Below are 18748 nucleotides of genomic sequence, written 5' to 3'. Positions count from 1 at the left end.
GACACATCCATGGCCGAGCAGAAACTCGTCGATCCCGTCAGCCGTTTTCCAAAGCCGCCGTTCAAAAAACAGTCGCAGCCCTGGCCTGGCCTCGCCGGCAAGATGGAGCCGCCTCCAGATCACGGCGAGACCAGCTACAAGGGCTCCGGCCGGCTCGCCGGACGCAAGGCGCTGATCACCGGAGGCGATTCCGGCATGGGCCGCGCCGCCGCGATAGCGTACGCACGCGAAGGCGCCGACGTCGCCATCAACTATCTGCCGGCGGAAGAGCCGGATGCGCAGGACGTCATCGCGCTGATCAAGAAGGAAGGGCGTACCGGGCTCGCCATTCCCGGCGACCTCAAGGATGAGGCTTTCTGCAAGACGCTGGTCGAGCAGGCCGTCCAAGGTCTCGGCGGACTCGACATAGTCGTCTGCAACGCGGCGCGGCAGCAGACACGTGCGTCCATTCTCGACGTCTCCTCGGAAGACTTCGACGCGACCATGAAGACCAACATCTACGCGCCGTTCTGGATCATCAGGGCGGCGCTGTCGCATTTGAAGCCCGGCTCGTGCATTATCGGCACGACATCGGAGCAGGCTTACGACCCCTCGCCCGATCTCTACGATTATGCGCAGACCAAGGCGGCGACGATGAACTACGTGAAGTCGCTGGCGAAGCAGCTCGCCTCCAAGGGCATCCGGGTCAACGGCGTCGCACCGGGACCGATCTGGACGCCGCTCCAGGTCTCCGGCGGCGCCACGATGGAGAAGCTCGAAAAATTCGGCGGCATGACGCCGCTCGGCCGTCCCGGCCAGCCCGCCGAACTGGCCTCCATTTACGTGCAGCTTGCCGCGGCCGACGCGAGCTATGCGACCGGCCAAGTGTATGGGTCCGCTGGCGGTTCGGGACAGCCGTAAACGGCGCTTTGGTCTGGCCGCAGGCTGATGCCGCAAAGTTGAGCCCAGGAACCTTCTTAGTCTCCGGGCTTTACAAAACTGTCACAAAGGACATCACGCTTGCAGACAGATGGCATTGGTAGAGGTCAAACCCAGCCGGATCGACACCGCGATCGCGGATACGATCGCTGATCACACCAATTCAGGCGTCGAGCACACGGCGCAGACATTAACCTGGGCCGCCGACGAGCACGTGCTGCTCGTGCTGGCCGCAATAGGGTGGCTCTATACTCACATTCGGCAGCCGCAACAGCGGCCCGTGGCAAATCACATGCTGGCCGTGTCGCTGGCAACGGCCGTCCTGCCGCATCTCCTGAAATCCGTGTTCGATCAGACCAGGCCAGACCGGCTGACCGTACGCGGGCACGGGCATGGAGTACCCGTCTCAGGACGGGCGCGCGACGCCTTCCCGTCCGGTCACGCCGTCCATATGGGCGCCCTTGCCTCGGCGGCGGGCTTGCTGCCGAAGACGCCGCGCCGATTGCTGCGCACGGTCGCGATCGCGCTGTCGCTGACCCGGATCGCAGTACTCGCGCATTGGGCAAGCGACGTGATCGCAGGCTTTGCGCTTGGCGCGGCCGTAGAGAGACTCTTGCGGCCATGGACACTGACGCAATCGTTCCGCAAGCAAGTCAATCGGCGGGAAAAGCCGTGACCGAATATATCGTGCGCTTCATCGCCGGTGGCATCATCGTCTCCGCTTTTGCGATCCTGGGCGATATGCTCAAACCCAAAAGCTTTGCGGGGTTGCTCGGCGCAGCACCGTCAGTCGCATTGGCGACGCTCGGCATCGCCGTCGTCCAGCACGGACCGCAATATGCCGCGGCCGAAAGCTGGACGATGATCTATGGCGCGGTCGCGCTCGGCTGCTACAGCGTCGTCGTCTGCCATCTGCTGATCAGATACCGTGTGTCCGCGCTGCCCGCGACCGTCCTCGCTCTCATCGTGTGGCTTGCGGTCGCCTTCGGCCTGCTCGCCGGCTTCGGAGGTGCGGCCTGATGCCGGTCAAGCTGTCGCTCTCCGCACTCAAGCAGACACGCTGGTACGAATACGGCATTCGTTTCCTGCTCGGCGGCCTGGCGACCGTGCTCACGGGGGTTCTGGGAGCGCGCTTCGGTGTGTCCGTCGGCGGACTTTTCCTTGCGCTTCCCGCCATCTTCTGCGCCAGCGCCACGCTGGTCGAAAGCCATGAACGCCGCACCAAGGAGAAGGCCGGCCTCAGCGGCACGCGCCGCGGGCAAGAGGCCGCCGGGCTCGACGCAGCGGGTGCCGCCTGGGGAAGCATCGGTCTCCTGGCATTCGCCACCGTCTTTCATTTCACCGTGGCTGCCAGCGTTACGGGCGCTTTCGCTGCCGCGTTGATAGCCTGGGCCGTCGTTTCGGTATCGGCCTGGTGGCTCAGGCGCAAGCTGCGCAGCGTCTCCCGCAAACCGCACCGATCAGCTCATTCGCTATCGGCAAAAGGCTCTCCCCTGGCGAAGCGCTAGCCCGCTTTGGCCTGCGTCGACGGCTGCAATCTCGGCGGTTGAAGGCCCGGGCTGTTGGCCCAGCGCTCGACCTGCTCGATGACCTTCTGGTGGCTCGGGCGCACCGGTTTGGGTGCGTCGCTCTCTTCGACATGTTTGCGGGGCAATCTGACTTCGTTGGTCATGACGTCTCTCCCATTTGCGGGAAGCATACACCTGCCCAACGACCTCTGCATCATATAACTTATTGATTTCGTTCGATTATTTTACTCACTTGGCGCCATAGAAGCATCTTATGGAACCGCGGTGGAATGAGTTCGTTGAGTAAACTACTCAACTTGCTCATTTGGATGATTGATCATGAACGACCTTCGCGCCGAGCGGCTCCAGGTCATGCTGTCACCGGAAGAACTGGCCGCGGTCGACGACTTCCGGTTCAAACATCGCATGCCGACGCGAGCCGCGGCTGTGCGCGAGCTCCTCAAGCTCGGACTGGCCACCGCCGCTGTCGATGCAGGGCCTAATGTCAAATCGAGCAGGTTCGGGGTTTTCGGACGCGGCCCGGACGGCCACACACAACCGCATCCGCAGCGCGACACAGAAGATTAGTCCAGCCTGATGCTCAACAAAACGGCCCCGGCACGGGTGCCAGGGCCGTCCTTGGAGATTACTTCCGGATCACCGGGGGCATGACAACCGGAAGCAATCCCTCGACTCTTTGCGCGCCGATTCGTTCCTGATGGAATTAGCCGCTCGGGGCGTCGCCGGAATCATCCGGCGCCATGCCGGAGCCGGGCGTCTTGCTGTTGTCGTTCAGTTTGGGATCGCGCGTGGCCTCACGAGAGGGCGAGCCCTTTGGCTCCGACTTGTGCACGGTCTGCGCGCGCTGCTTGTCCCGCGGCTGCTGTTCACCGCGCTGATCTCTGATGATGCCTTGGTCGGAATGGGCCATGATAGCTCTCGCCTCTTTGCTGTCTCGAAGCGCTTACGCGCCGGAGCGTCGAAGGTTCCGGACGCGCGAGACGAGACTGCGGCTAACTGTGCGCCGAGTGCACCGGGGCCGATGCGTTCTCATGATGCACCTGCCGCACCGTCGTCACCGTGGCGAACGCGACCGACACGCCAAAGGCAAGAATGAGCGAAAGAAGAGCCAGACGTGGAGCCATTGCAAAAACCTCCTGGATAGGAAATCAACGCGATCGACTGTTACGAATGATCCTGCTTGCCGTCCGTGAGCAGTCTCACACGCAGATCCACGAAACGAGAGCGTTACGCATCCTGCTTTTGAAGGACGCGGGCTGGAACGGGCGGGACCTCGCCGTCGAGCCAATCCTGCTCGTTGGCGAGTGCCGTCCACGCGTTTGCCATGCGCAGAAAACGATTGTGCGCCGGCTGTCCTTCGGACCGCTCGGCGAGCTGGAGGCAGTTGTCGGCGTTATCCCTGAAGATCTCAGACTGTTTCATGAAGATGAATTGGGGACGGAACCGTCACGTCGCAACCGCCCTTACCGGATCGTAACATCTGCGGAACTTTCCACCTCCGTCCGCCATTGGATATCCATGCGGATTCTTCTCGCGATCGTTTTGGCGTTCATCAGCACGGCAGCGCTTGCCGACAGCACCGGGGAGCGAAGGCCGGCCGGCCGCACGCCGACCGCAACCGAGACCATCAGCGAACTCTACACCTTCAGCCGCTTCCAGCAGGGCCTGCTGGAGAGCACCGACCTCAAGGGCAATGCCGAGGTCAAGAACCTCGCCGCCCTGCGCGCCGAAGAAGCGGCCCGGCGCGACAAGGCCTTGAAGGAGATTCAGGAGGCGATCGGTACCGAACCGCGCGTCACCAAGACGACCCCGGCGAGCGCGAGCTTGGTCGAGCCCGAAACCTCGGACGGACCCACTTTCGTCAGAAGCTTCTATGCCGCGCAGATCCCCGAGTATGAAGCGGTGATCGACCTGCTCGAACGCTATCTCAAGGCACCCGACAACGCCGCGCTTGCAGCGTTCGCGCGCGAGCAGCTCCCGATGTTGCGCTCGCAGGTTAAGGACGCCGAGCGCACCATGGCGGACAAGTAGGGCTGCCAAGCAACCCCTTACTTTTGTCGGCTCTCCGGCTGCGCGCTGCGGCTGCCCTCCAGCATCTTGTCGCGGCCGGCATCCCCATTGTCATCCTTGCCGCCCGAACTCGACGTGCCGCTACCACTGGGATTAGACCGGGTTGACGTACCCGTGGTTGGTGTGTCCGCGCGTGGGGTCGCGGAGCTTGCGGCGGGATCGCCGGTGACGGCCCCGCGGCCGCTGGGGGCCCCGCCCTGCGCGAACGCCGATCCGGCCAACAACATCACGGTCCCGATGACGGCAAATCCTGCTTTCATATGCGCTCTCCCTGTATCTGCGGGCTAACGGCACGCCCGGCGCTCCGTTCCGGAAGGCAGATGACCAAGTCGCTGAAAACAAACCGGTCTGCTGGCCCGGAAAGACTGGAACCGGATGGAACCATTCCGGGGGATGGCACTTATGTTAATCGGGCTGAGCAAAGCAGGTTCCACTTCCGGGCGCCTTGACGTTGGCGCTTGATTTCGAATTTGGCTGACGCTCTATTTTGATAAATCGCGTCTTGCCTGGGATTCGGCCGACGCCTGCGGGGGAATCAGTATGAGCGACCTCGATCCCGGATCTGCATCACGCTCCGGTCGTCGCGTTCCAAAGCCAAAGACCAACGGCATGTCGGAGCCGGATTCCCGGGCAGAATTGCTGCTCGCCCTGCAGGCCATGCGAAACGGCGATTTCTCCGTGCGCATGAGCGGCGACTATCTCGGCATCGACGGCAAGCTCGCCGACACTTTCAACGACATCATCGCCGCCAATCAGCGCATGGCGCAGCAGCTCGAGCTGGTCGGCCAGGTCGTGGGCCGCGAGGGCAAGACGCGCCAGCGCGTGAAGTTCGGGCTGGCCTCCGGCTCCTGGGCCGACATGGAAGGCTCGGTCAACACGCTGATCGACGATCTGCTGTGGCCGACGCGCGAGGTGACGCGCGCGGTCGCAGCCGTGGCGCAGGGCGACCTGCTCCAGACCGTCAAGCTCGACGTCGATGGCCGCCCCCTGCGCGGCGAATTCCTGCAGTCGGCGACCATCGTCAACACCATGATCAAGCAGCTCGGCGTGTTCACCTCCGAGGTGACGCGCGTGGCGCGCGAGGTCGGTACCGAAGGCAAGCTCGGCGGCCAGGCCCAGGTGCCGGAAGTGACCGGCGTCTGGAAGGATCTGACCGAGAGCGTCAACTCGATGGCGAACAACCTGACCAACCAGGTTCGCAACATCGCCGAGGTGACGATCGCGGTCGCGAACGGCGACCTCTCGAAGAAGATCACGGTCGACGTCCGCGGCGAGATCCTTCAGCTCAAGGAAGCCATCAACACGATGGTGGACCAGCTCCGCTCCTTTGCCTCGGAAGTCACGCGCGTCGCGCGCGAGGTCGGCACCGACGGCAAGCTTGGCGGCCAAGCCATCGTGCCCGGCGTTGCCGGCACCTGGAAGGATCTCACCGATAGCGTCAACGCGATGTGCGGCAACCTCACCGCACAGGTGCGCAACATCGCCAACGTCACGACCGCCGTGGCGCGCGGCGACCTGTCGCGCAAGATCACGGTGGACGTGCGCGGCGAGATCCTGGAGCTGAAGGACACCATCAACACCATGGTGGACCAGCTCAACTCGTTCGCCTCGGAAGTGACGCGCGTCGCGCGCGAGGTCGGCACCGAAGGCAAGCTCGGCGGCCAGGCCCAGGTGCCGGGCGTCGCCGGTACCTGGAAGGACCTCACCGACAACGTCAACTTCATGGCGTCGAACCTTACCGCGCAGGTCCGCAACATCGCCGACGTTGCCACCGCCATCGCGAGCGGCGACCTCTCGAAGAAGATCACGGTGAACGTCTCGGGCGAAATCCTTCAGTTGAAGGAAACGCTCAACACCATGGTCGACCAGCTCAACGCCTTCGCCGGCGAAGTCACGCGCGTCGCTCGCGAGGTCGGGACCGAGGGCCGGCTCGGCGGCCAGGCCAACGTGCTCGGCGTCGCCGGCACCTGGAAGGACCTGACCGAGAGCGTCAACTCGATGGCCTCGAACCTGACCGCGCAGGTCCGCAACATCGCCGAGGTGACGACCGCGGTCGCCGGCGGCGATTTGTCGAAGAAGATCACGGTCGACGTCCGCGGCGAAATCCTGGAGCTGAAAGACACCATCAACACCATGGTGGACCAGCTCAACGCCTTTGCCGGTGAAGTCACGCGCGTTGCCCGCGAGGTCGGCACCGAAGGCAAGCTCGGCGGCCAGGCCCAGGTGCGTGGCGTCGCCGGCACCTGGAAGGATCTCACCGACAGCGTCAACTCGATGGCCTCGAACCTGACCGGTCAAGTCCGCAACATCGCCGAAGTCGCCACCGCGGTGGCCAAGGGCGATTTGTCGAAGAAGATCACCGTCAACGTATCAGGCGAAATCCTTCAGCTGAAGGAAACGCTCAACACCATGGTGGACCAGCTCAACGCCTTTGCCGGCGAAGTCACGCGCGTCGCGCGCGAGGTCGGCACCGAAGGCAAGCTCGGCGGCCAGGCCGAAGTGCCCGGCGTCGCCGGCACCTGGAAGGACCTGACCGACAGCGTCAACTCGATGGCGGGCAACCTCACCGCCCAGGTCCGCAACATCGCCGAAGTCGCGACCGCGATCGCCGGCGGCGACTTGTCGCGCAAGATCACCGTGGACGTGCGCGGCGAGATCCTTCAGCTCAAGGACACGCTGAACACGATGGTCGACCAGCTCAACCGCTTCGCGGGCGAGGTGACGCGCGTCGCGCGCGAGGTCGGCACCGAAGGTCGGCTCGGCGGTCAGGCCAACGTGCCCGGCGTCGCCGGCACCTGGAAGGACCTCACCGACAGCGTCAACTCCATGGCGGGTAACCTCACCGCCCAGGTCCGCAACATCGCCGAAGTCACCACCGCCGTGGCGCGCGGCGACCTCTCGCGCAAGATCACCGTCGACGTCCGTGGCGAAATCCTCGAGCTGAAGAACACCATCAACACCATGGTGGACCAGCTCAACGGCTTCGCCGGTGAAGTCACCCGCGTCGCGCGCGAGGTCGGCACCGAAGGCAAGCTCGGCGGCCAAGCCGAGGTGCCCGGCGTTGCCGGCACCTGGAAAGATCTCACCGACAACGTCAACTTCATGGCCTCGAACCTCACCGCGCAGGTCCGCAACATCGCCGAGGTCGCGACCGCGATCGCCGGCGGCGACCTGTCGAAGAAGATCACGGTGGACGTGCGCGGCGAAATTCTGCTGCTCAAGGACACCTTGAACACCATGGTCGAGCAGCTCCGCTCCTTCGCCGCCGAAGTGACGCGCGTCGCACGCGAGGTCGGCACCGAGGGCCGGCTCGGCGGCCAAGCCGTCGTGCCCGGCGTCGGCGGCACCTGGAAGGACCTCACCGACAACGTCAATTTGCTGGCCGCCAACCTCACCACCCAGGTCCGCAACATCGCCGAAGTCACCACCGCCGTGGCGCGCGGCGACCTGTCGCGCAAGATCACCGTCGACGTGAAGGGCGAAATCCTCGAGCTGAAAAACACCATCAACACCATGGTGGACCAGCTCAATGCGTTCGCCGGCGAAGTCACGCGCGTTGCACGCGAGGTCGGCACCGAAGGCGAACTCGGCGGCCAGGCCCAGGTGCCCGGCGTCGCCGGCACCTGGAAGGATCTCACCGACACCGTCAACTTCATGGCGGCGAACCTGACCGAGCAGGTCCGCGGTATCGTCAAGGTGGTGACCGCGGTCGCCAACGGCGACCTCAAGCAGAACCTCACCGTGAAATCGAAAGGCGAGGTCGCGGCGCTCGCCGACACCATCAACAACATGACCGAGACGCTCGCGACCTTCGCCGACCAGGTGACGTCGGTGGCGCGCGAGGTCGGCGTCGAGGGCCGGCTCGGCGGTCAGGCCGACGTGCCCGGCGCCGCCGGCACCTGGAAGGATCTCACCGGCAACGTCAATTTGCTGGCAGCCAACCTCACCTCGCAGGTGCGCGCGATCGCGGAAGTGGCCACCGCCGTGACCAAGGGCGACCTGACGCGGTCGATCCAGGTCGACGCCCGGGGCGAGGTCGCCGAGCTGAAAGACAACATCAACACGATGATCACGAACCTCCGTCTCACGACGGACGTGAACACCGAGCAGGACTGGCTGAAGACCAATCTGGCGAAATTCACCAACATGCTTCAGGGCCAGCGGGACCTCACCACGGTCGGTCGCCTGCTGCTCACCGAATTGTCGCCGCTGGTGAACGCGCATACCGGCGTGATCTATCAGGTCGAGAACGAAGACAGTCCGCGGCTCCTGCTGCTTGCCTCCTATGCCGGTGACGGCGTCTATCCGTACCCGCGGGTGCTGCCATTCGGCGACGGCCTGATCGGCCAATGCGCGCTCGACCGGCGCCCGCGCGTGATTGCGGACATTCCGCCCGACGTGGTGCCGATCAATTCGGCGTTGCTTCGCGTCGCGCCGAAGAACCTCGTGGTGCTGCCGGTGCTGTTCGAAGGCCAGGTCAAGGCGGTCATCGAGCTCGCCTCGCTCACCTCCTTCACGACCTCGCAGATGACCTTCCTGGAGCAGCTTACGGACTCGATCGGCATCGTGCTCAACTCGATCGAGGCGACGATGCAGACCGAGGGCCTGCTCAAGCAGTCGCAGCAGCTCGCCGGCGAACTCCAGACCCAGCAGCGCGAATTGCAGCAGACCAACGACCAGCTCGAGCAGAAGGCCCAGCAGCTCGCCGAGCGCAACGTCGAAGTCGAGCGCAAGAACCAGGAGATCGAGCAGGCCCGCCGCGCACTGGAGGAAAAGGCGACCGAGCTCGCGCTGACCTCGAAGTACAAGTCCGAATTCCTGGCCAATATGAGCCACGAGCTGCGCACGCCGCTGAACTCGATCCTGATCCTCGGCCAGCAGCTCACCGATAATCCGGACGGCAATCTTACCGGTAAGCAGGTCGAATTCGCCCGCACCATCCATGGCGCCGGCACCGACCTGCTCAATCTCATCAGCGACATTCTCGATCTCTCCAAGATCGAGTCCGGGACCGTGACGGTCGACGCCGAGGAAATCCTGACCGCGAACCTGCTCGATACGGTCGGGCGACCGTTCCGTCACGAGGCGGAGAACCGTAACCTATCGTTCAAGATCGACGTCGATCCGAATCTCGCACGCAGCCTCGTCACCGACTCCAAGCGCCTGCAGCAGGTTTTGAAGAACCTGCTCTCCAACGCCTTCAAGTTCACCGCCGAAGGCGAGGTGCGCCTGAAGGTCGCCGCCGCGGTCGGCGGCTGGGGCACGGATCATCCCGTGCTGAACTCGGCGCCGGCGGTGATCGCATTCGAAGTGTCCGATACCGGCATCGGCATTCCCTTGGAGAAGCAGAAGCTGATCTTCGAGGCGTTCCAGCAAGCCGATGCCGGCACCAGCCGCAAATATGGCGGCACCGGCCTCGGCCTTGCGATCAGCCGCGAGCTCGCAAGCCTGCTCGGCGGCGAGATCCACCTGCGCAGCTTGCCGGGCAAAGGCTCGTGCTTCACGCTTTACCTGCCGCTGAAATATTCCGGCCCGACGCTCGCGCCCCGCGCGGCGCCCCAACAGAGCCAGCCGCCGGCGCTGCAGCCCGCGACAGCCGAACCGCAGCGCGTCATCGAGCAGCTCCCCGACGACCGGCTCAACCTCGAACCCGGCGACAGCATCCTCCTGATCGTCGAGGACGACCCGCACTACGCGCGCGTGCTGGTCGACCTCGCCCGCGACAAGGGATTCAAGGTGCTGGTCGCCGCCCGCGGCGCGGAGGCGCTGGAGCTTGCAAAGCAGTACCAGCCGAGGGCCGTCTCGCTCGACGTGTTCCTGCCTGATATGCTCGGCTGGACCGTGCTGAGCCAGCTCAAGCACAATCCGCTGACCCGCCACATCCCCGTTCAGATCATCACGCTCGACGAGGACCGCCAGCATGCGCTGGCGCGCGGCGCCTTCTCCTTCGTCAACAAGCCGACGACGACCGAGGGTGTCTCGGCCGCGCTGACGCAGATCAAGGAATATGCGCGGCCGCGGCGCAAGCGGCTGCTGATCGTCGAGGACAACGAGGCCGAGCAACTCTCGATCCGTGAGCTCCTGCATCACGACGACATCGAGATCGTGACCACCGGCACCGGTGCCGACGCGCTCTCGATGCTGCGTGAGAACCCCTGTGATTGCGTTGTGCTCGACCTGCGCCTGCCCGACATGACCGGCTTCGAGGTGCTGGACCAGATCCGCAACGACGACGCGCTGTCGAATGTCCCGGTCGTCGTCTTCACCGGCCGCGAGCTGTCGGCCGAGGAAGATGCGGAACTCCACACCATGGCGCGGAGCATTGTCGTCAAGGGCGTGGAATCGCCGGAGCGCCTGCTTGACGAGACCGCGCTGTTCCTGCATCGCGTGATCACGGAATTGCCGGTGGAGAAGCAGCGCATGCTCGAGAAGCTGAACAGTTCCGACGAGGACCTGATCGGCAAGACCGCCCTGCTCGTCGACGACGACGCCCGCAACATCTTCGCGCTGTCGAGCGTGCTGGAGCGGCGCGGCATGAAGGTGCTGACGGCCACGACCGGCAACGAGGCGGTGACCTTGGTCGAATCCAACCCGGAGATCGCCATCGTGCTGATGGACATTATGATGCCGCAGATGGATGGCTATCAGACCATCGGCGTCATTCGTGAAAATCCGACCTTCGCCCGTCTTCCGATCATCGCGTTGACGGCCAAGGCCATGAAGGGCGACCGCGAGAAATGCCTCGAGGCCGGCGCGTCCGACTACCTCGCCAAACCCGTCAACACCGATCAATTGCTGCTTGCAATCCGCATGTGGCTGCACCGCTGAGTTGGATGCCCGTATGGACCACGAAAAGGTCAACATCCTCCTCGTCGACGACCAGCCGGCCAAGCTGCTCGCCTATGAGGTGATCCTGAAGGATCTCGGCCAGAACCTCGTGATCGCCTCGTCCGGTCGCGAGGCTCTGGAGGTGCTGCTCAAGACCGAGATCGCGGTGATCCTGGTCGACGTCTGCATGCCCGAGCTCGACGGCTTCGAGCTCGCCGCGATGATCCGCGAGCACCCGCGCTTCCAGAAGACCGCGATGATCTTCATCTCCGCCATTCAAGTCAGCGACATCGACCGTCTGCGCGGCTACGAGATGGGCGCCGTCGACTACGTCCCGGTCCCGGTCGTGCCGGAGGTGCTGCGCGCCAAGGTCAAGGTGTTTGCAGAGCTCTATCGCAAGACGCGCGAACTCGAACGGCTGAACCAGGATCTCGAGGACCGCGTGCGTGCACGCACCGCCGAACTGGAGAATTCCACCGCAAAGCTGCGCGAGAGCGAAGAGCGGCGCAGCATGGCGATCGCCGCCGGCAAGATGGGCTCCTGGGACTGGGACTGGATCACCGGCGACTGGATGTGGGATGAGGGACAATACCGCATTTTTGGTGTTGGCCCGGAGAGCTTCGAGGTGAACCCGGCCAACGTTCAGGCGCTGTTGCATCCGGATGACGTCGATCAGTTGCGCAAGGCGATCGCCGAATTCAACAAGGGCACACGCTCCTATGAAACGGAGTTCCGCATCGTGCGGCCCGGCGGCGATGTGCGCTGGTGTGTCGGCACGGCCGCCGCCACGGTTGACGATAGCGGTCGGGTCATGCGCGTCAGCGGCGTGACGGTGGACATCACCGAACGCAAGCGCGCCGAGGAACGGCAGACTCTCCTGGCGCGGGAAGTCGATCATCGCGCCAAGAATGCGCTGGCGCTGGCGCAATCGATCGTGCGCCTCACCCGCGCCGACGAGGTCAAAGCCTATGTCAGCGCCGTCGAGGGACGCATCAATGCACTGGCGCGCGTGCATACGATCCTGTCGCTGTCGAGCTGGCAGGGTGCCGAACTCTCGAAGCTGATCGACGAGGAGCTCGCGCCCTATTCCCTCGGTGGCCAGATCAAATTGGCGGGGTCCGAAGTTCAGTTGCTGCCGGCAACCGCCCAGACGCTGGCGCTGGCGCTGCATGAACTTTTCACCAACTCGGCGAAGTATGGCGCGCTCTCGACGCGGACGGGACGGCTCGCGATCGGCTGGCAGGTCGAGGAAGAGCTGCTCACGCTGACCTGGGAGGAATCCGGCGGTCCGCTCGTGATGACGCCGAAATCCCGCGGCTTTGGTACGCGGAGCTTGCTTGCGAGCGTCGAGTCCCAGCTCGGCGGGCAGGCGCGATTCGATTGGCGCGCCGAGGGTCTGTTGTGCCGGCTCGAGGTGCCGTTGGTCCGCAAGACTGCCGCGACAACCGGGCCCGGCAACTTTGAAGCCGCCAGCTCCGCCGAATTGCAGCGCGCATCCGGTTAAGCGGACGCCGCACTCTTCCTGCGTTGCGTCGTTCGCGCTTCGCGCGCGACGCGTCCTTCGAGCCAGGCTTCAGTTTGGGCGAGATCGCGCAGCGCCTTGGCATAGCGGCGCGCTGCGCTTCGCTCCGCGCCGCGGGGCAGCTTGCGCGCTTTGCGGAGGATGTCCGCGGCGGCGTTGCGATAAGCCAGAGAGCGATAGAGAAAGACCACCTTACCCATATCGAATGTTCCCGTGTTGCGCGCTCATTCTTGCAGGCCCGGCATGAACGTCGGATGAAGCGGGCGATGACAATTCGTTCATGCGGGTGGAACCGGCGCGTGTCGCATGCGTTGCATGCGAGATCGGGATAGAGTTCCATGCGCACGAAAAAGTCGTCGGACCTGATCTCTCCCAGCGGGCTCGTCAAGCTGATGACGCACGCGATGATGGGCGCAGCCTTAGGGCTGGCTTTCAGTCTCCTGCTCGTGCTGTCCAATCCAGACGTCGCCAATTTGCTGAGCCACGGCGGAAGACAGGCCGTTGCCGTTTTTGCCCTCACATTGGTGACGACGTTCGCGATCGGCGCGACACTCACCGGCCTCGTATTCATCCTCACAGAAGACAAGCAATCTTGAAGTCTTGGTGATTTGCCGGAACTCCTTTGTTCGGAACTCCTGCGACGAATAGCGGTTGGCTGCCTGCGTCAATTCAACTCAGGGAGTTCCCGCACATGAAGACCACCAAGCTCGCTCTTGCCGTGATGTTGGCCACCGGCCTCGCCGCCGCACCGTTCGCCGTGCAGGCCAAGTCGCACAAGGCAAAACACGGATCCTCGATGTCGTCGTCGCAGACCACCACGGGCGCCAACACCAAGTCCTCCAAGGGGGCTGATCCCTCCGGTCAGGGCGGCTCTGGCCCCGGCTCCGACCAGGGCGGCACCATGACGAACAACAAGAGCGGCATGAGCAACACCAAGTAGGTGTTGTTCGTCGAACTCACGGAGGCCCCGCTACCGCGGGGCCTTTTTGCTTTGGCGTTCGAACGAACTTTTCTCGGGCCGGTTCGTCAACATGCGGTATCGAGGAGCCCCGCATGTCGCGCTGCGCGCAGGCTTCAGCTACGATGGCTGCCCAGGATGTCAGGATGAACGCCGGCGGGATCGGATTTCACCAGATGATCGAGTCGCGCTCGCTTGCGCGCGATCAAGAGCTGGGCCGCGGCGTCGTCGAGCCCCTCGCGTTGCAGCTGCCGGATCGCAGAGCCCAGTTCGAGAATCTCGGCGCGCAGCTTGAGAATCCGGTACGCATCCGGGTCTTCCTCCACCGTGCGCTCCCAAAGCTCTCAGCGGCGCGCGATCACGCGCAGAGGACTACCTGACGTCTTCGCGGAACGAAGGCGCATCCTGTCGCGGACATTCGGCAAGACATCGCCGCCACCCGCAGCCTTCCATTCGCAGATCAGCAGATTGATTTTCCGGCGCAGATCCATCTGCGCCAGGGCCTTCTCTGTGCAGTCGTGCTCGCGGTCGACGAGTTCGCGGACGGACACCTCGATATCGGCCATTTCCAGCCTCAAGGCGCTGATTTTACGTCGAATTTCATTAATTCTGTTGTCCATGACTTGTTAGAACAAAATAAGAACATATAGTCAAGTCACGATTTCAGAAGGGAGAAGCGACATGCAGGTTCAAGGTAAATACGACGCCAAGACTTTCCTAACCGACAAGACTTCCCTCACCGCCAAGGCTTTCCTCACCGAGCAGATGACGCGGGCGCAGGGCCTCCGGCTGAAACGGCTGAGCGAAGAGGCGTATCAACCCGCGCAATATGCGCGGGATCTGTCCTCCAGCGAGGCAGCACGGCGCATTCAGGTGCTGGAAGCGGAGATCGAGTTGGCGGATTCGTTCTAGGTAGGTCGCGTATCCCCGTTGCATGCGCGCTTTCGGAACTATGCCTGTCCCGGATGGTTTTCCCCGGCCAAGGGAGAACATGCATGGCACGCAAGCCAAAGAAGCGCCGCTACTCGCGCAGCTCCGGCAGCGATGTCGAAAGCGAGATGAAGCGCTACAAGAAGGGTACCGCGAAAAGCGGACCGGGCGGTCGAGGCGGACGCGTGAAGAGCCGCAAGCAGGCAATCGCGATCGGCCTGTCGAAAGCGCGCAAGAAGGGCAAGAAGGTCCCAAAGAAAGCCGCAAAGCGGAAGACGTCAAAGAAAACGTCGAAGAAATCGTCCAAGAAGACAACTCGGAAAACATCCAAGAAGAGTTCGAAGAAAACGTCGAAGCGCAAATCCTCCAAACGGTCGCGCTAACCTCTGTCAGATCATGCTGCCCGGCATGAAGCAGCGGATCGAAACGCCGAACGCGGTCTTCACCGGCCACACCATGGTGCGGCCGGCCCGGTTCGGCTCGGTGATCACGGCTTCGTCCGGCACCTCGACCCATTCGCCGTCGAGCCGTACGCGATAATGTCCATTGTGCGAGTCCCAGTCGGGATCGGCGACGGCAAACCCATCCGCATCCGAGCAGCACGGACCGAGATGGCTGCGCAGGCCGTCGAACCACGGCTTGAGAGGTGAGTCCGCGTAGCGGCCGTCGTCGCGCCCGAGAGCGTTTCCACCCCATAGCACGAGGGGCGCCACGAGCAGCGCAGTCCTCAGCGAGAGCTTCAATCGATCCATGTCGGCACCGATCAAATACGAATTGCCGGCCGGCTCAGCGGCGGCAAGTTCGAAGTTCCACGCTTGCAATCGTCCCGGCGGCTTCATTGCCGCCGAGTCCACAACATCCGCAACTGTGACGAGCGAACACGGCTTTTTCGGACGAACCGGGTCATCCTCCCTGCCGTTAACGAGAATGTTATCGGCGGGCATCCGGAATCCTGGAGGCGAACAGGAAAGGCGGCCCGAGGGCCGCCTTTTTGGATTTGCGCTGATCGACGTTCGATTTATGCGAGCGGCACCGCGACAAACCGGGTCGCCTGCGCGTTTCTGACCTGCAGCAGCACGCTGCGCTTGCCGGACGATTTCGCCTGCGCCAGCTCCGAACGGACATCGCCGATATTGGCGACGGCCTTGCCGCCCACATTGAGGATGACGTCGCCGGTCTGGATGCCGCGTTGCGCGGCCGGCCCTTGCGGATCGACTTCAGTGACGACGACGCCCTTCTGGCCGGCGCCCTGCACGTCGCCGGCCGGAGCCAGGCTGAGCCCGAGACGCGGCGGCATGCCGGCATCTGGCTGCGACTTGCCCTCGTCGGCTCTAGCTTGCCGCTCGTTCGGCAACTCGCCGAGCGCCAGTGTCACCGTCTTGCTGTCGCCCTTGTGGACGACATCGAGCTTCACGGACGTGCCCGGCGCCAGGGTGGCGATGGTGCGGGCGAGATCGCGGGAATCCTTGATCGCGGTGCCGTTGACGGCGGTGATGACGTCGCCCGCCTCGATGCCCGCTTTCGCCGCCGGACTGCCGTCCTGCGGATTGTCGACGATCGCGCCGCGCGCCTCCTTGAGGCCGAGGCTGTCGGCGATGTCCGACGTGACCGGCTGCACCTGCACGCCGAGCCAGCCGCGTGTGACCGCGCCCTTGTCCTTCAACTGTGCGACGACGAGCTTTGCGGTCGAGGCCGGAATGTCGAAGCCGATGCCGACCGAGCCGCCGGAGGGCGAGAAGATCGCAGTGTTCACGCCGATCACGTTGCCATTCATGTCGAAGGCCGGGCCGCCGGAGTTACCCTTGTTGATCGGCGCGTCGATCTGGATGAAGTCATCATAAGGACCGTTGCCGATGTCGCGGCCGCTGGCCGAGACGATGCCGGCGGTCACGGTGCCGCCGAGGCCGAAGGGATTGCCAACCGCGACCACCCAGTCGCCGATACGCGGCTTCTGGTCGGAGAATTTGACGAACGGAAAGTCCTTCTTGCCCTCGACCTTGATCAGCGCGAGATCCGTCTTCGGATCGGTGCCGACCACTTTCGCGCTGTAGATCGTGCCGTCGTCCATCGTCACTTGCACCGACTCGGCGTGATCGACGACGTGGTTGTTGGTCACGGCATAGCCGTCGGCGGAGATGAAGAAGCCGGAGCCCTCACCCGTGATCATCTGGCGGCGCTGGCGCGGCATGCCCTCCATGCCACCCGGGCCGCGGAAGCCGAATTGCCGCGAAAACTGGTCGAACGGCGTCTGCTCGTCCGAATCCATGCGGTTCTGTTTCAGCATCGCGCTCTTATCGTTGTCCTGGTCGATCTTGACCCGGACCGAGATGACGGCGGGTTTGACCTTGCTGACGAGGTCGCCGAAGCCCGGCGGTGTCGCGGCGCTCTCCGCGGCCTGGGCAGGCGCAATGAAGGAGGTCGCGCTGAACGGCGAAGAGCCGGGGGCAGTCGCCAGCACGGCCAGGCCAAGCGCGGCCACGGTGCCGAGCAGCGCGAGCCGGCGCGGTCTAAGGATCTTGCGGGACGCGGTGGTGTCGGAATTGACGCGATCGTTCATGTCGATATGTCCATGTTGGGTAAGTCGCCTTGCACCCAACATGGCGGACGCCACCTTACAGCGTCCCGTCCACGCGATTAAATCTTGGCAAAGTGGCCGGGGCCGTCGACAAAAGTCGAGGCTGCACATTTGATGCAGCTCAACGCGAGCCCTGCGCACCGTGAAAGACTGCGGCCACCGGATGGAATCCATCGGAGGCGCGTCATGTACAAAGACATTCTCGTCCACATCCCCACCGAGCGCCCGATGCGCCCGGTGATCGATGGCTCGATCTCGCTCGCAGCGGGTCTCAACGCCCATCTGGATGCAGTCGCGGTTGGTTATGTGGCAACCAGCGCGGCCTATATCATGGAGGGCGGCGCCGCCGTGGCCGCGGTGTTCGAGATGGAGCGCGAAAGCGCAGTGGAGCGGGCCGAGGCGGCGCTCGCGGTGTTCAAGATCGAAGCGATGAACGCCGGCATTTCCTACACATGCCACCCACTCGGGGCGATGCCGGGGGATGCGGTCGGCTTGCTCGGCGAGATGGCGCGGCTGCACGATCTCAGCATCGTGCTCCAGCCGGATCCGGCGCAAGGCTCACTCGACAACGATGTGCCCCGCGAGATCCTGTTCTAGGCGGGCGGCCCGGTGCTTTTCCTGCCCTACACTTTCCATGGAGCGTTCAAGGCGAAACGGATCGGCATCTGCTGGGATGGCAGCCGCCTCGCCGCGCGCGCTGTGCGCGACGCCGCACCATTCCTGGCCCGCGCCGAGCAGATCGTGATCATTGCGATCAACGAAACAGACACGATTCCCGACGAGGTCTCGACGCGCAATCTGGCAAGGCATCTCGGCCGGCGTGGACTATCGACCCGCACGGTCAACCTGTGGGCCGCGCGCTCTCACATTCAGCCGACCATGCTGTCGCTGGCAGCCGATGAGAGCCTCGATCTTCTGGTCATGGGCGGTTACGGCCATTCGCGATTGCAGGAGCGGTTCCTCGGCGGCGTCACCCGCGCCATGCTGGAAGCCATGACCGTCCCGACGCTGATGTCGCATTAATCGAGGGCAGACCCAGGTCGGGCCGGTACAAGCCCTGTCGTTCCGGCTGACAACCGCGTCCTAGAGCGGTGTCGGCGTCGGCAAGTTCAGGTCATATTCGAACAATTTGGACCGTCACGCCGCGGCGGGCCTCTCCCACGCCGTGGCCTCGACGCCGTCCTCTTCGTGTGGCGCATTGCACGCGTCGAAATGCGCCTTGAGTTCGACTTCGGCGAGATACTCGAAATGTTCGGCCTGGCCGAGCAGTTCCCAGCTCTGGAGCGGCCGATAGGCGGCCTGCTGACGACAGAGGGACGCCAGCGCACGGTAGCGACGTACGTTATCCATGAGACCCTCCCTCGCATTCACAGAGAGCTTATTGCCCTAATTTGCGTCAGGGCGATGGCGGCTATGCA

The 18748-nt window shown here is 63.9% G+C and carries 23 protein-coding genes and 1 pseudogene; 13 read left to right on the top strand and 11 right to left on the bottom strand.

Annotated features, from left to right (window positions below; all coding sequences use genetic code 11):
• Window positions 1–9 precede the first annotated feature (9 nt).
• The 4 genes from GWG67_RS23475 (at window position 10) to GWG67_RS23460 (ending at window position 2426) form a co-directional block, all read left to right on the top strand.
• Window positions 10–900, top strand: coding sequence for an SDR family oxidoreductase (locus GWG67_RS23475; protein WP_275171718.1), 891 nt, complete (start codon window positions 10–12; stop codon window positions 898–900).
• 109 nt (window positions 901–1009) lie between these two features.
• Window positions 1010–1594, top strand: a complete 585-nt coding sequence (locus tag GWG67_RS23470) for a phosphatase PAP2 family protein (RefSeq protein ID WP_275171716.1) — start codon at window positions 1010–1012, stop codon at window positions 1592–1594.
• Entirely contained in the window at window positions 1591–1938 is a 348-nt protein-coding gene (locus tag GWG67_RS23465; RefSeq protein WP_275171714.1) for a DUF3147 family protein, read from the top strand. Before GWG67_RS23470 ends, GWG67_RS23465 begins: the two co-directional genes overlap by 4 nt.
• Window positions 1938–2426, top strand: a complete 489-nt coding sequence (locus GWG67_RS23460) for a DUF3147 family protein (protein ID WP_275171712.1) — start codon at window positions 1938–1940, stop codon at window positions 2424–2426. The genes GWG67_RS23465 and GWG67_RS23460 overlap by 1 nt, the downstream gene beginning before the upstream one ends.
• On the opposite strand, the gene GWG67_RS23455 is transcribed toward GWG67_RS23460, so the two are convergent.
• Window positions 2423–2590: a hypothetical protein gene (locus GWG67_RS23455; RefSeq protein WP_275171710.1), complete on the bottom strand. Its 168-nt coding sequence runs from the start codon at window positions 2588–2590 to the stop codon at window positions 2423–2425. The genes GWG67_RS23460 and GWG67_RS23455 overlap by 4 nt on opposite strands.
• Window positions 2591–2765: 175 nt before the next feature.
• Between GWG67_RS23455 and GWG67_RS23450 the strand changes: the two genes are divergently transcribed.
• Complete coding sequence (locus GWG67_RS23450) at window positions 2766–3014, top strand: hypothetical protein (protein ID WP_275171708.1); 249 nt, start codon at window positions 2766–2768, stop codon at window positions 3012–3014.
• Window positions 3015–3150: 136 nt separating this feature from the next.
• Here GWG67_RS23450 and GWG67_RS23445 read toward each other — a convergent pair whose 3' ends face one another.
• The 3 genes from GWG67_RS23445 to GWG67_RS23435 all read right to left on the bottom strand — a co-directional run bounded on the left by GWG67_RS23445 (window position 3151) and on the right by GWG67_RS23435 (window position 3869).
• The gene (locus GWG67_RS23445) at window positions 3151–3357 is read right to left on the bottom strand and encodes a hypothetical protein (protein WP_007594775.1); all 207 of its coding nucleotides are present in this window, start codon (window positions 3355–3357) and stop codon (window positions 3151–3153) included.
• An 82-nt stretch (window positions 3358–3439) separates the two neighbouring features.
• Window positions 3440–3571, bottom strand: coding sequence for a hypothetical protein (locus GWG67_RS23440; RefSeq protein WP_256379041.1), 132 nt, complete (start codon window positions 3569–3571; stop codon window positions 3440–3442).
• A gap of 103 nt (window positions 3572–3674) precedes the next feature.
• On the bottom strand, window positions 3675–3869 hold the full coding sequence (locus GWG67_RS23435) for a hypothetical protein (protein ID WP_275171706.1): 195 nt from the start codon (window positions 3867–3869) through the stop codon (window positions 3675–3677).
• Window positions 3870–3965: 96 nt separating this feature from the next.
• Between GWG67_RS23435 and GWG67_RS23430 the strand changes: the two genes are divergently transcribed.
• Complete coding sequence (locus GWG67_RS23430; protein WP_275171703.1) at window positions 3966–4478, top strand: DUF4142 domain-containing protein; 513 nt, start codon at window positions 3966–3968, stop codon at window positions 4476–4478.
• Between the two features lie 17 nt (window positions 4479–4495).
• Here the strand turns inward: GWG67_RS23430 and GWG67_RS23425 are convergent, their stop codons facing one another.
• Window positions 4496–4777 carry a hypothetical protein gene (locus GWG67_RS23425; RefSeq protein WP_275171702.1) on the bottom strand — a complete coding sequence of 94 codons (282 nt, stop codon included), beginning with the start codon at window positions 4775–4777 and terminating at the stop codon, window positions 4496–4498.
• A 280-nt stretch (window positions 4778–5057) separates the two neighbouring features.
• Between GWG67_RS23425 and GWG67_RS23420 the strand changes: the two genes are divergently transcribed.
• Together GWG67_RS23420 and GWG67_RS23415 are read left to right on the top strand one after the other, a co-directional pair.
• The gene (locus tag GWG67_RS23420) at window positions 5058–11345 is read left to right on the top strand and encodes a HAMP domain-containing protein (protein WP_275171700.1); all 6288 of its coding nucleotides are present in this window, start codon (window positions 5058–5060) and stop codon (window positions 11343–11345) included.
• A gap of 13 nt (window positions 11346–11358) precedes the next feature.
• A complete protein-coding gene (locus GWG67_RS23415; protein ID WP_275171698.1) occupies window positions 11359–12849 on the top strand; it encodes an HWE histidine kinase domain-containing protein in 1491 nt (496 codons plus the stop codon).
• Here the strand turns inward: GWG67_RS23415 and GWG67_RS23410 are convergent.
• A complete protein-coding gene (locus GWG67_RS23410; protein WP_275171697.1) occupies window positions 12846–13067 on the bottom strand; it encodes a hypothetical protein in 222 nt (73 codons plus the stop codon). The genes GWG67_RS23415 and GWG67_RS23410 overlap by 4 nt on opposite strands.
• A gap of 138 nt (window positions 13068–13205) precedes the next feature.
• Between GWG67_RS23410 and GWG67_RS23405 the strand changes: the two genes are divergently transcribed.
• Both GWG67_RS23405 and GWG67_RS23400 read left to right on the top strand, forming a co-directional pair.
• Window positions 13206–13463 (top strand): hypothetical protein, encoded by a 258-nt coding sequence (locus GWG67_RS23405; RefSeq protein WP_275171695.1) that lies wholly within the window; start codon window positions 13206–13208, stop codon window positions 13461–13463.
• Between the two features lie 95 nt (window positions 13464–13558).
• Window positions 13559–13807, top strand: coding sequence for a hypothetical protein (locus tag GWG67_RS23400; protein ID WP_275171693.1), 249 nt, complete (start codon window positions 13559–13561; stop codon window positions 13805–13807).
• Window positions 13808–13941: 134 nt separating this feature from the next.
• On the opposite strand, the gene GWG67_RS23395 is transcribed toward GWG67_RS23400, so the two are convergent.
• A complete protein-coding gene (locus GWG67_RS23395) occupies window positions 13942–14151 on the bottom strand; it encodes a hypothetical protein (protein WP_039799669.1) in 210 nt (69 codons plus the stop codon).
• A gap of 18 nt (window positions 14152–14169) precedes the next feature.
• Window positions 14170–14391 carry a hypothetical protein gene (locus GWG67_RS23390; protein ID WP_275171691.1) on the bottom strand — a complete coding sequence of 74 codons (222 nt, stop codon included), beginning with the start codon at window positions 14389–14391 and terminating at the stop codon, window positions 14170–14172.
• A gap of 115 nt (window positions 14392–14506) precedes the next feature.
• Between GWG67_RS23390 and GWG67_RS23385 the strand changes: the two genes are divergently transcribed.
• Together GWG67_RS23385 and GWG67_RS23380 are read left to right on the top strand one after the other, a co-directional pair.
• On the top strand, window positions 14507–14737 hold the full coding sequence (locus tag GWG67_RS23385; protein ID WP_275171690.1) for a DUF3072 domain-containing protein: 231 nt from the start codon (window positions 14507–14509) through the stop codon (window positions 14735–14737).
• Window positions 14738–14820: 83 nt separating this feature from the next.
• On the top strand, window positions 14821–15138 hold the full coding sequence (locus tag GWG67_RS23380) for a DUF6496 domain-containing protein (RefSeq protein ID WP_275171689.1): 318 nt from the start codon (window positions 14821–14823) through the stop codon (window positions 15136–15138).
• A 6-nt stretch (window positions 15139–15144) separates the two neighbouring features.
• Here GWG67_RS23380 and GWG67_RS23375 read toward each other — a convergent pair whose 3' ends face one another.
• Together GWG67_RS23375 and GWG67_RS23370 are read right to left on the bottom strand one after the other, a co-directional pair.
• Window positions 15145–15522, bottom strand: coding sequence for a hypothetical protein (locus GWG67_RS23375; protein ID WP_275171813.1), 378 nt, complete (start codon window positions 15520–15522; stop codon window positions 15145–15147).
• 251 nt (window positions 15523–15773) lie between these two features.
• Window positions 15774–17312: a Do family serine endopeptidase gene (locus GWG67_RS23370; protein ID WP_275171688.1), complete on the bottom strand. Its 1539-nt coding sequence runs from the start codon at window positions 17310–17312 to the stop codon at window positions 15774–15776.
• A gap of 204 nt (window positions 17313–17516) precedes the next feature.
• Between GWG67_RS23370 and GWG67_RS23365 the strand changes: the two are divergent.
• Window positions 17517–18353 (top strand): annotated as a pseudogene (locus GWG67_RS23365) (universal stress protein).
• Window positions 18354–18467: 114 nt separating this feature from the next.
• Here GWG67_RS23365 and GWG67_RS23360 read toward each other — a convergent pair.
• Window positions 18468–18680, bottom strand: a complete 213-nt coding sequence (locus GWG67_RS23360; protein WP_275171687.1) for a hypothetical protein — start codon at window positions 18678–18680, stop codon at window positions 18468–18470.
• Window positions 18681–18748: the final 68 nt, after the last annotated feature.

This window comes from Bradyrhizobium sp. CSS354, assembly GCF_029051725.1.
Lineage (GTDB): Bacteria > Pseudomonadota > Alphaproteobacteria > Rhizobiales > Xanthobacteraceae > Bradyrhizobium.
The sequence above is the reverse complement of the archived record's forward strand: the minus strand, read 5'-3'. Positions and strand labels throughout refer to the sequence as shown.

Excerpts from the sequence above, each read along its gene's own strand:
- GWG67_RS23460 (WP_275171712.1), top strand. The coding sequence starts at position 1,938 with ATGCCGGTCAAGCTGTCGCTCTCCGCACTCAAGCAGACACGCTGGTAC.
- GWG67_RS23380 (WP_275171689.1), top strand. The coding sequence starts at position 14,821 with ATGGCACGCAAGCCAAAGAAGCGCCGCTACTCGCGCAGCTCCGGCAGC.
- GWG67_RS23430 (WP_275171703.1), top strand. The coding sequence starts at position 3,966 with ATGCGGATTCTTCTCGCGATCGTTTTGGCGTTCATCAGCACGGCAGCG.
- GWG67_RS23455 (WP_275171710.1), bottom strand. The coding sequence starts at position 2,590 with ATGACCAACGAAGTCAGATTGCCCCGCAAACATGTCGAAGAGAGCGAC.
- GWG67_RS23440 (WP_256379041.1), bottom strand. The coding sequence starts at position 3,571 with ATGGCTCCACGTCTGGCTCTTCTTTCGCTCATTCTTGCCTTTGGCGTG.
- GWG67_RS23410 (WP_275171697.1), bottom strand. The coding sequence starts at position 13,067 with ATGGGTAAGGTGGTCTTTCTCTATCGCTCTCTGGCTTATCGCAACGCC.
- GWG67_RS23360 (WP_275171687.1), bottom strand. The coding sequence starts at position 18,680 with ATGGATAACGTACGTCGCTACCGTGCGCTGGCGTCCCTCTGTCGTCAG.
- GWG67_RS23415 (WP_275171698.1), top strand. The coding sequence starts at position 11,359 with ATGGACCACGAAAAGGTCAACATCCTCCTCGTCGACGACCAGCCGGCC.
- GWG67_RS23420 (WP_275171700.1), top strand. The coding sequence starts at position 5,058 with ATGAGCGACCTCGATCCCGGATCTGCATCACGCTCCGGTCGTCGCGTT.
- GWG67_RS23425 (WP_275171702.1), bottom strand. The coding sequence starts at position 4,777 with ATGAAAGCAGGATTTGCCGTCATCGGGACCGTGATGTTGTTGGCCGGA.
- GWG67_RS23475 (WP_275171718.1), top strand. The coding sequence starts at position 10 with ATGGCCGAGCAGAAACTCGTCGATCCCGTCAGCCGTTTTCCAAAGCCG.
- GWG67_RS23390 (WP_275171691.1), bottom strand. The coding sequence starts at position 14,391 with ATGGCCGATATCGAGGTGTCCGTCCGCGAACTCGTCGACCGCGAGCAC.
- GWG67_RS23405 (WP_275171695.1), top strand. The coding sequence starts at position 13,206 with ATGCGCACGAAAAAGTCGTCGGACCTGATCTCTCCCAGCGGGCTCGTC.
- GWG67_RS23470 (WP_275171716.1), top strand. The coding sequence starts at position 1,010 with ATGGCATTGGTAGAGGTCAAACCCAGCCGGATCGACACCGCGATCGCG.
- GWG67_RS23385 (WP_275171690.1), top strand. The coding sequence starts at position 14,507 with ATGCAGGTTCAAGGTAAATACGACGCCAAGACTTTCCTAACCGACAAG.
- GWG67_RS23450 (WP_275171708.1), top strand. The coding sequence starts at position 2,766 with ATGAACGACCTTCGCGCCGAGCGGCTCCAGGTCATGCTGTCACCGGAA.
- GWG67_RS23435 (WP_275171706.1), bottom strand. The coding sequence starts at position 3,869 with ATGAAACAGTCTGAGATCTTCAGGGATAACGCCGACAACTGCCTCCAG.
- GWG67_RS23445 (WP_007594775.1), bottom strand. The coding sequence starts at position 3,357 with ATGGCCCATTCCGACCAAGGCATCATCAGAGATCAGCGCGGTGAACAG.
- GWG67_RS23370 (WP_275171688.1), bottom strand. The coding sequence starts at position 17,312 with ATGAACGATCGCGTCAATTCCGACACCACCGCGTCCCGCAAGATCCTT.
- GWG67_RS23400 (WP_275171693.1), top strand. The coding sequence starts at position 13,559 with ATGAAGACCACCAAGCTCGCTCTTGCCGTGATGTTGGCCACCGGCCTC.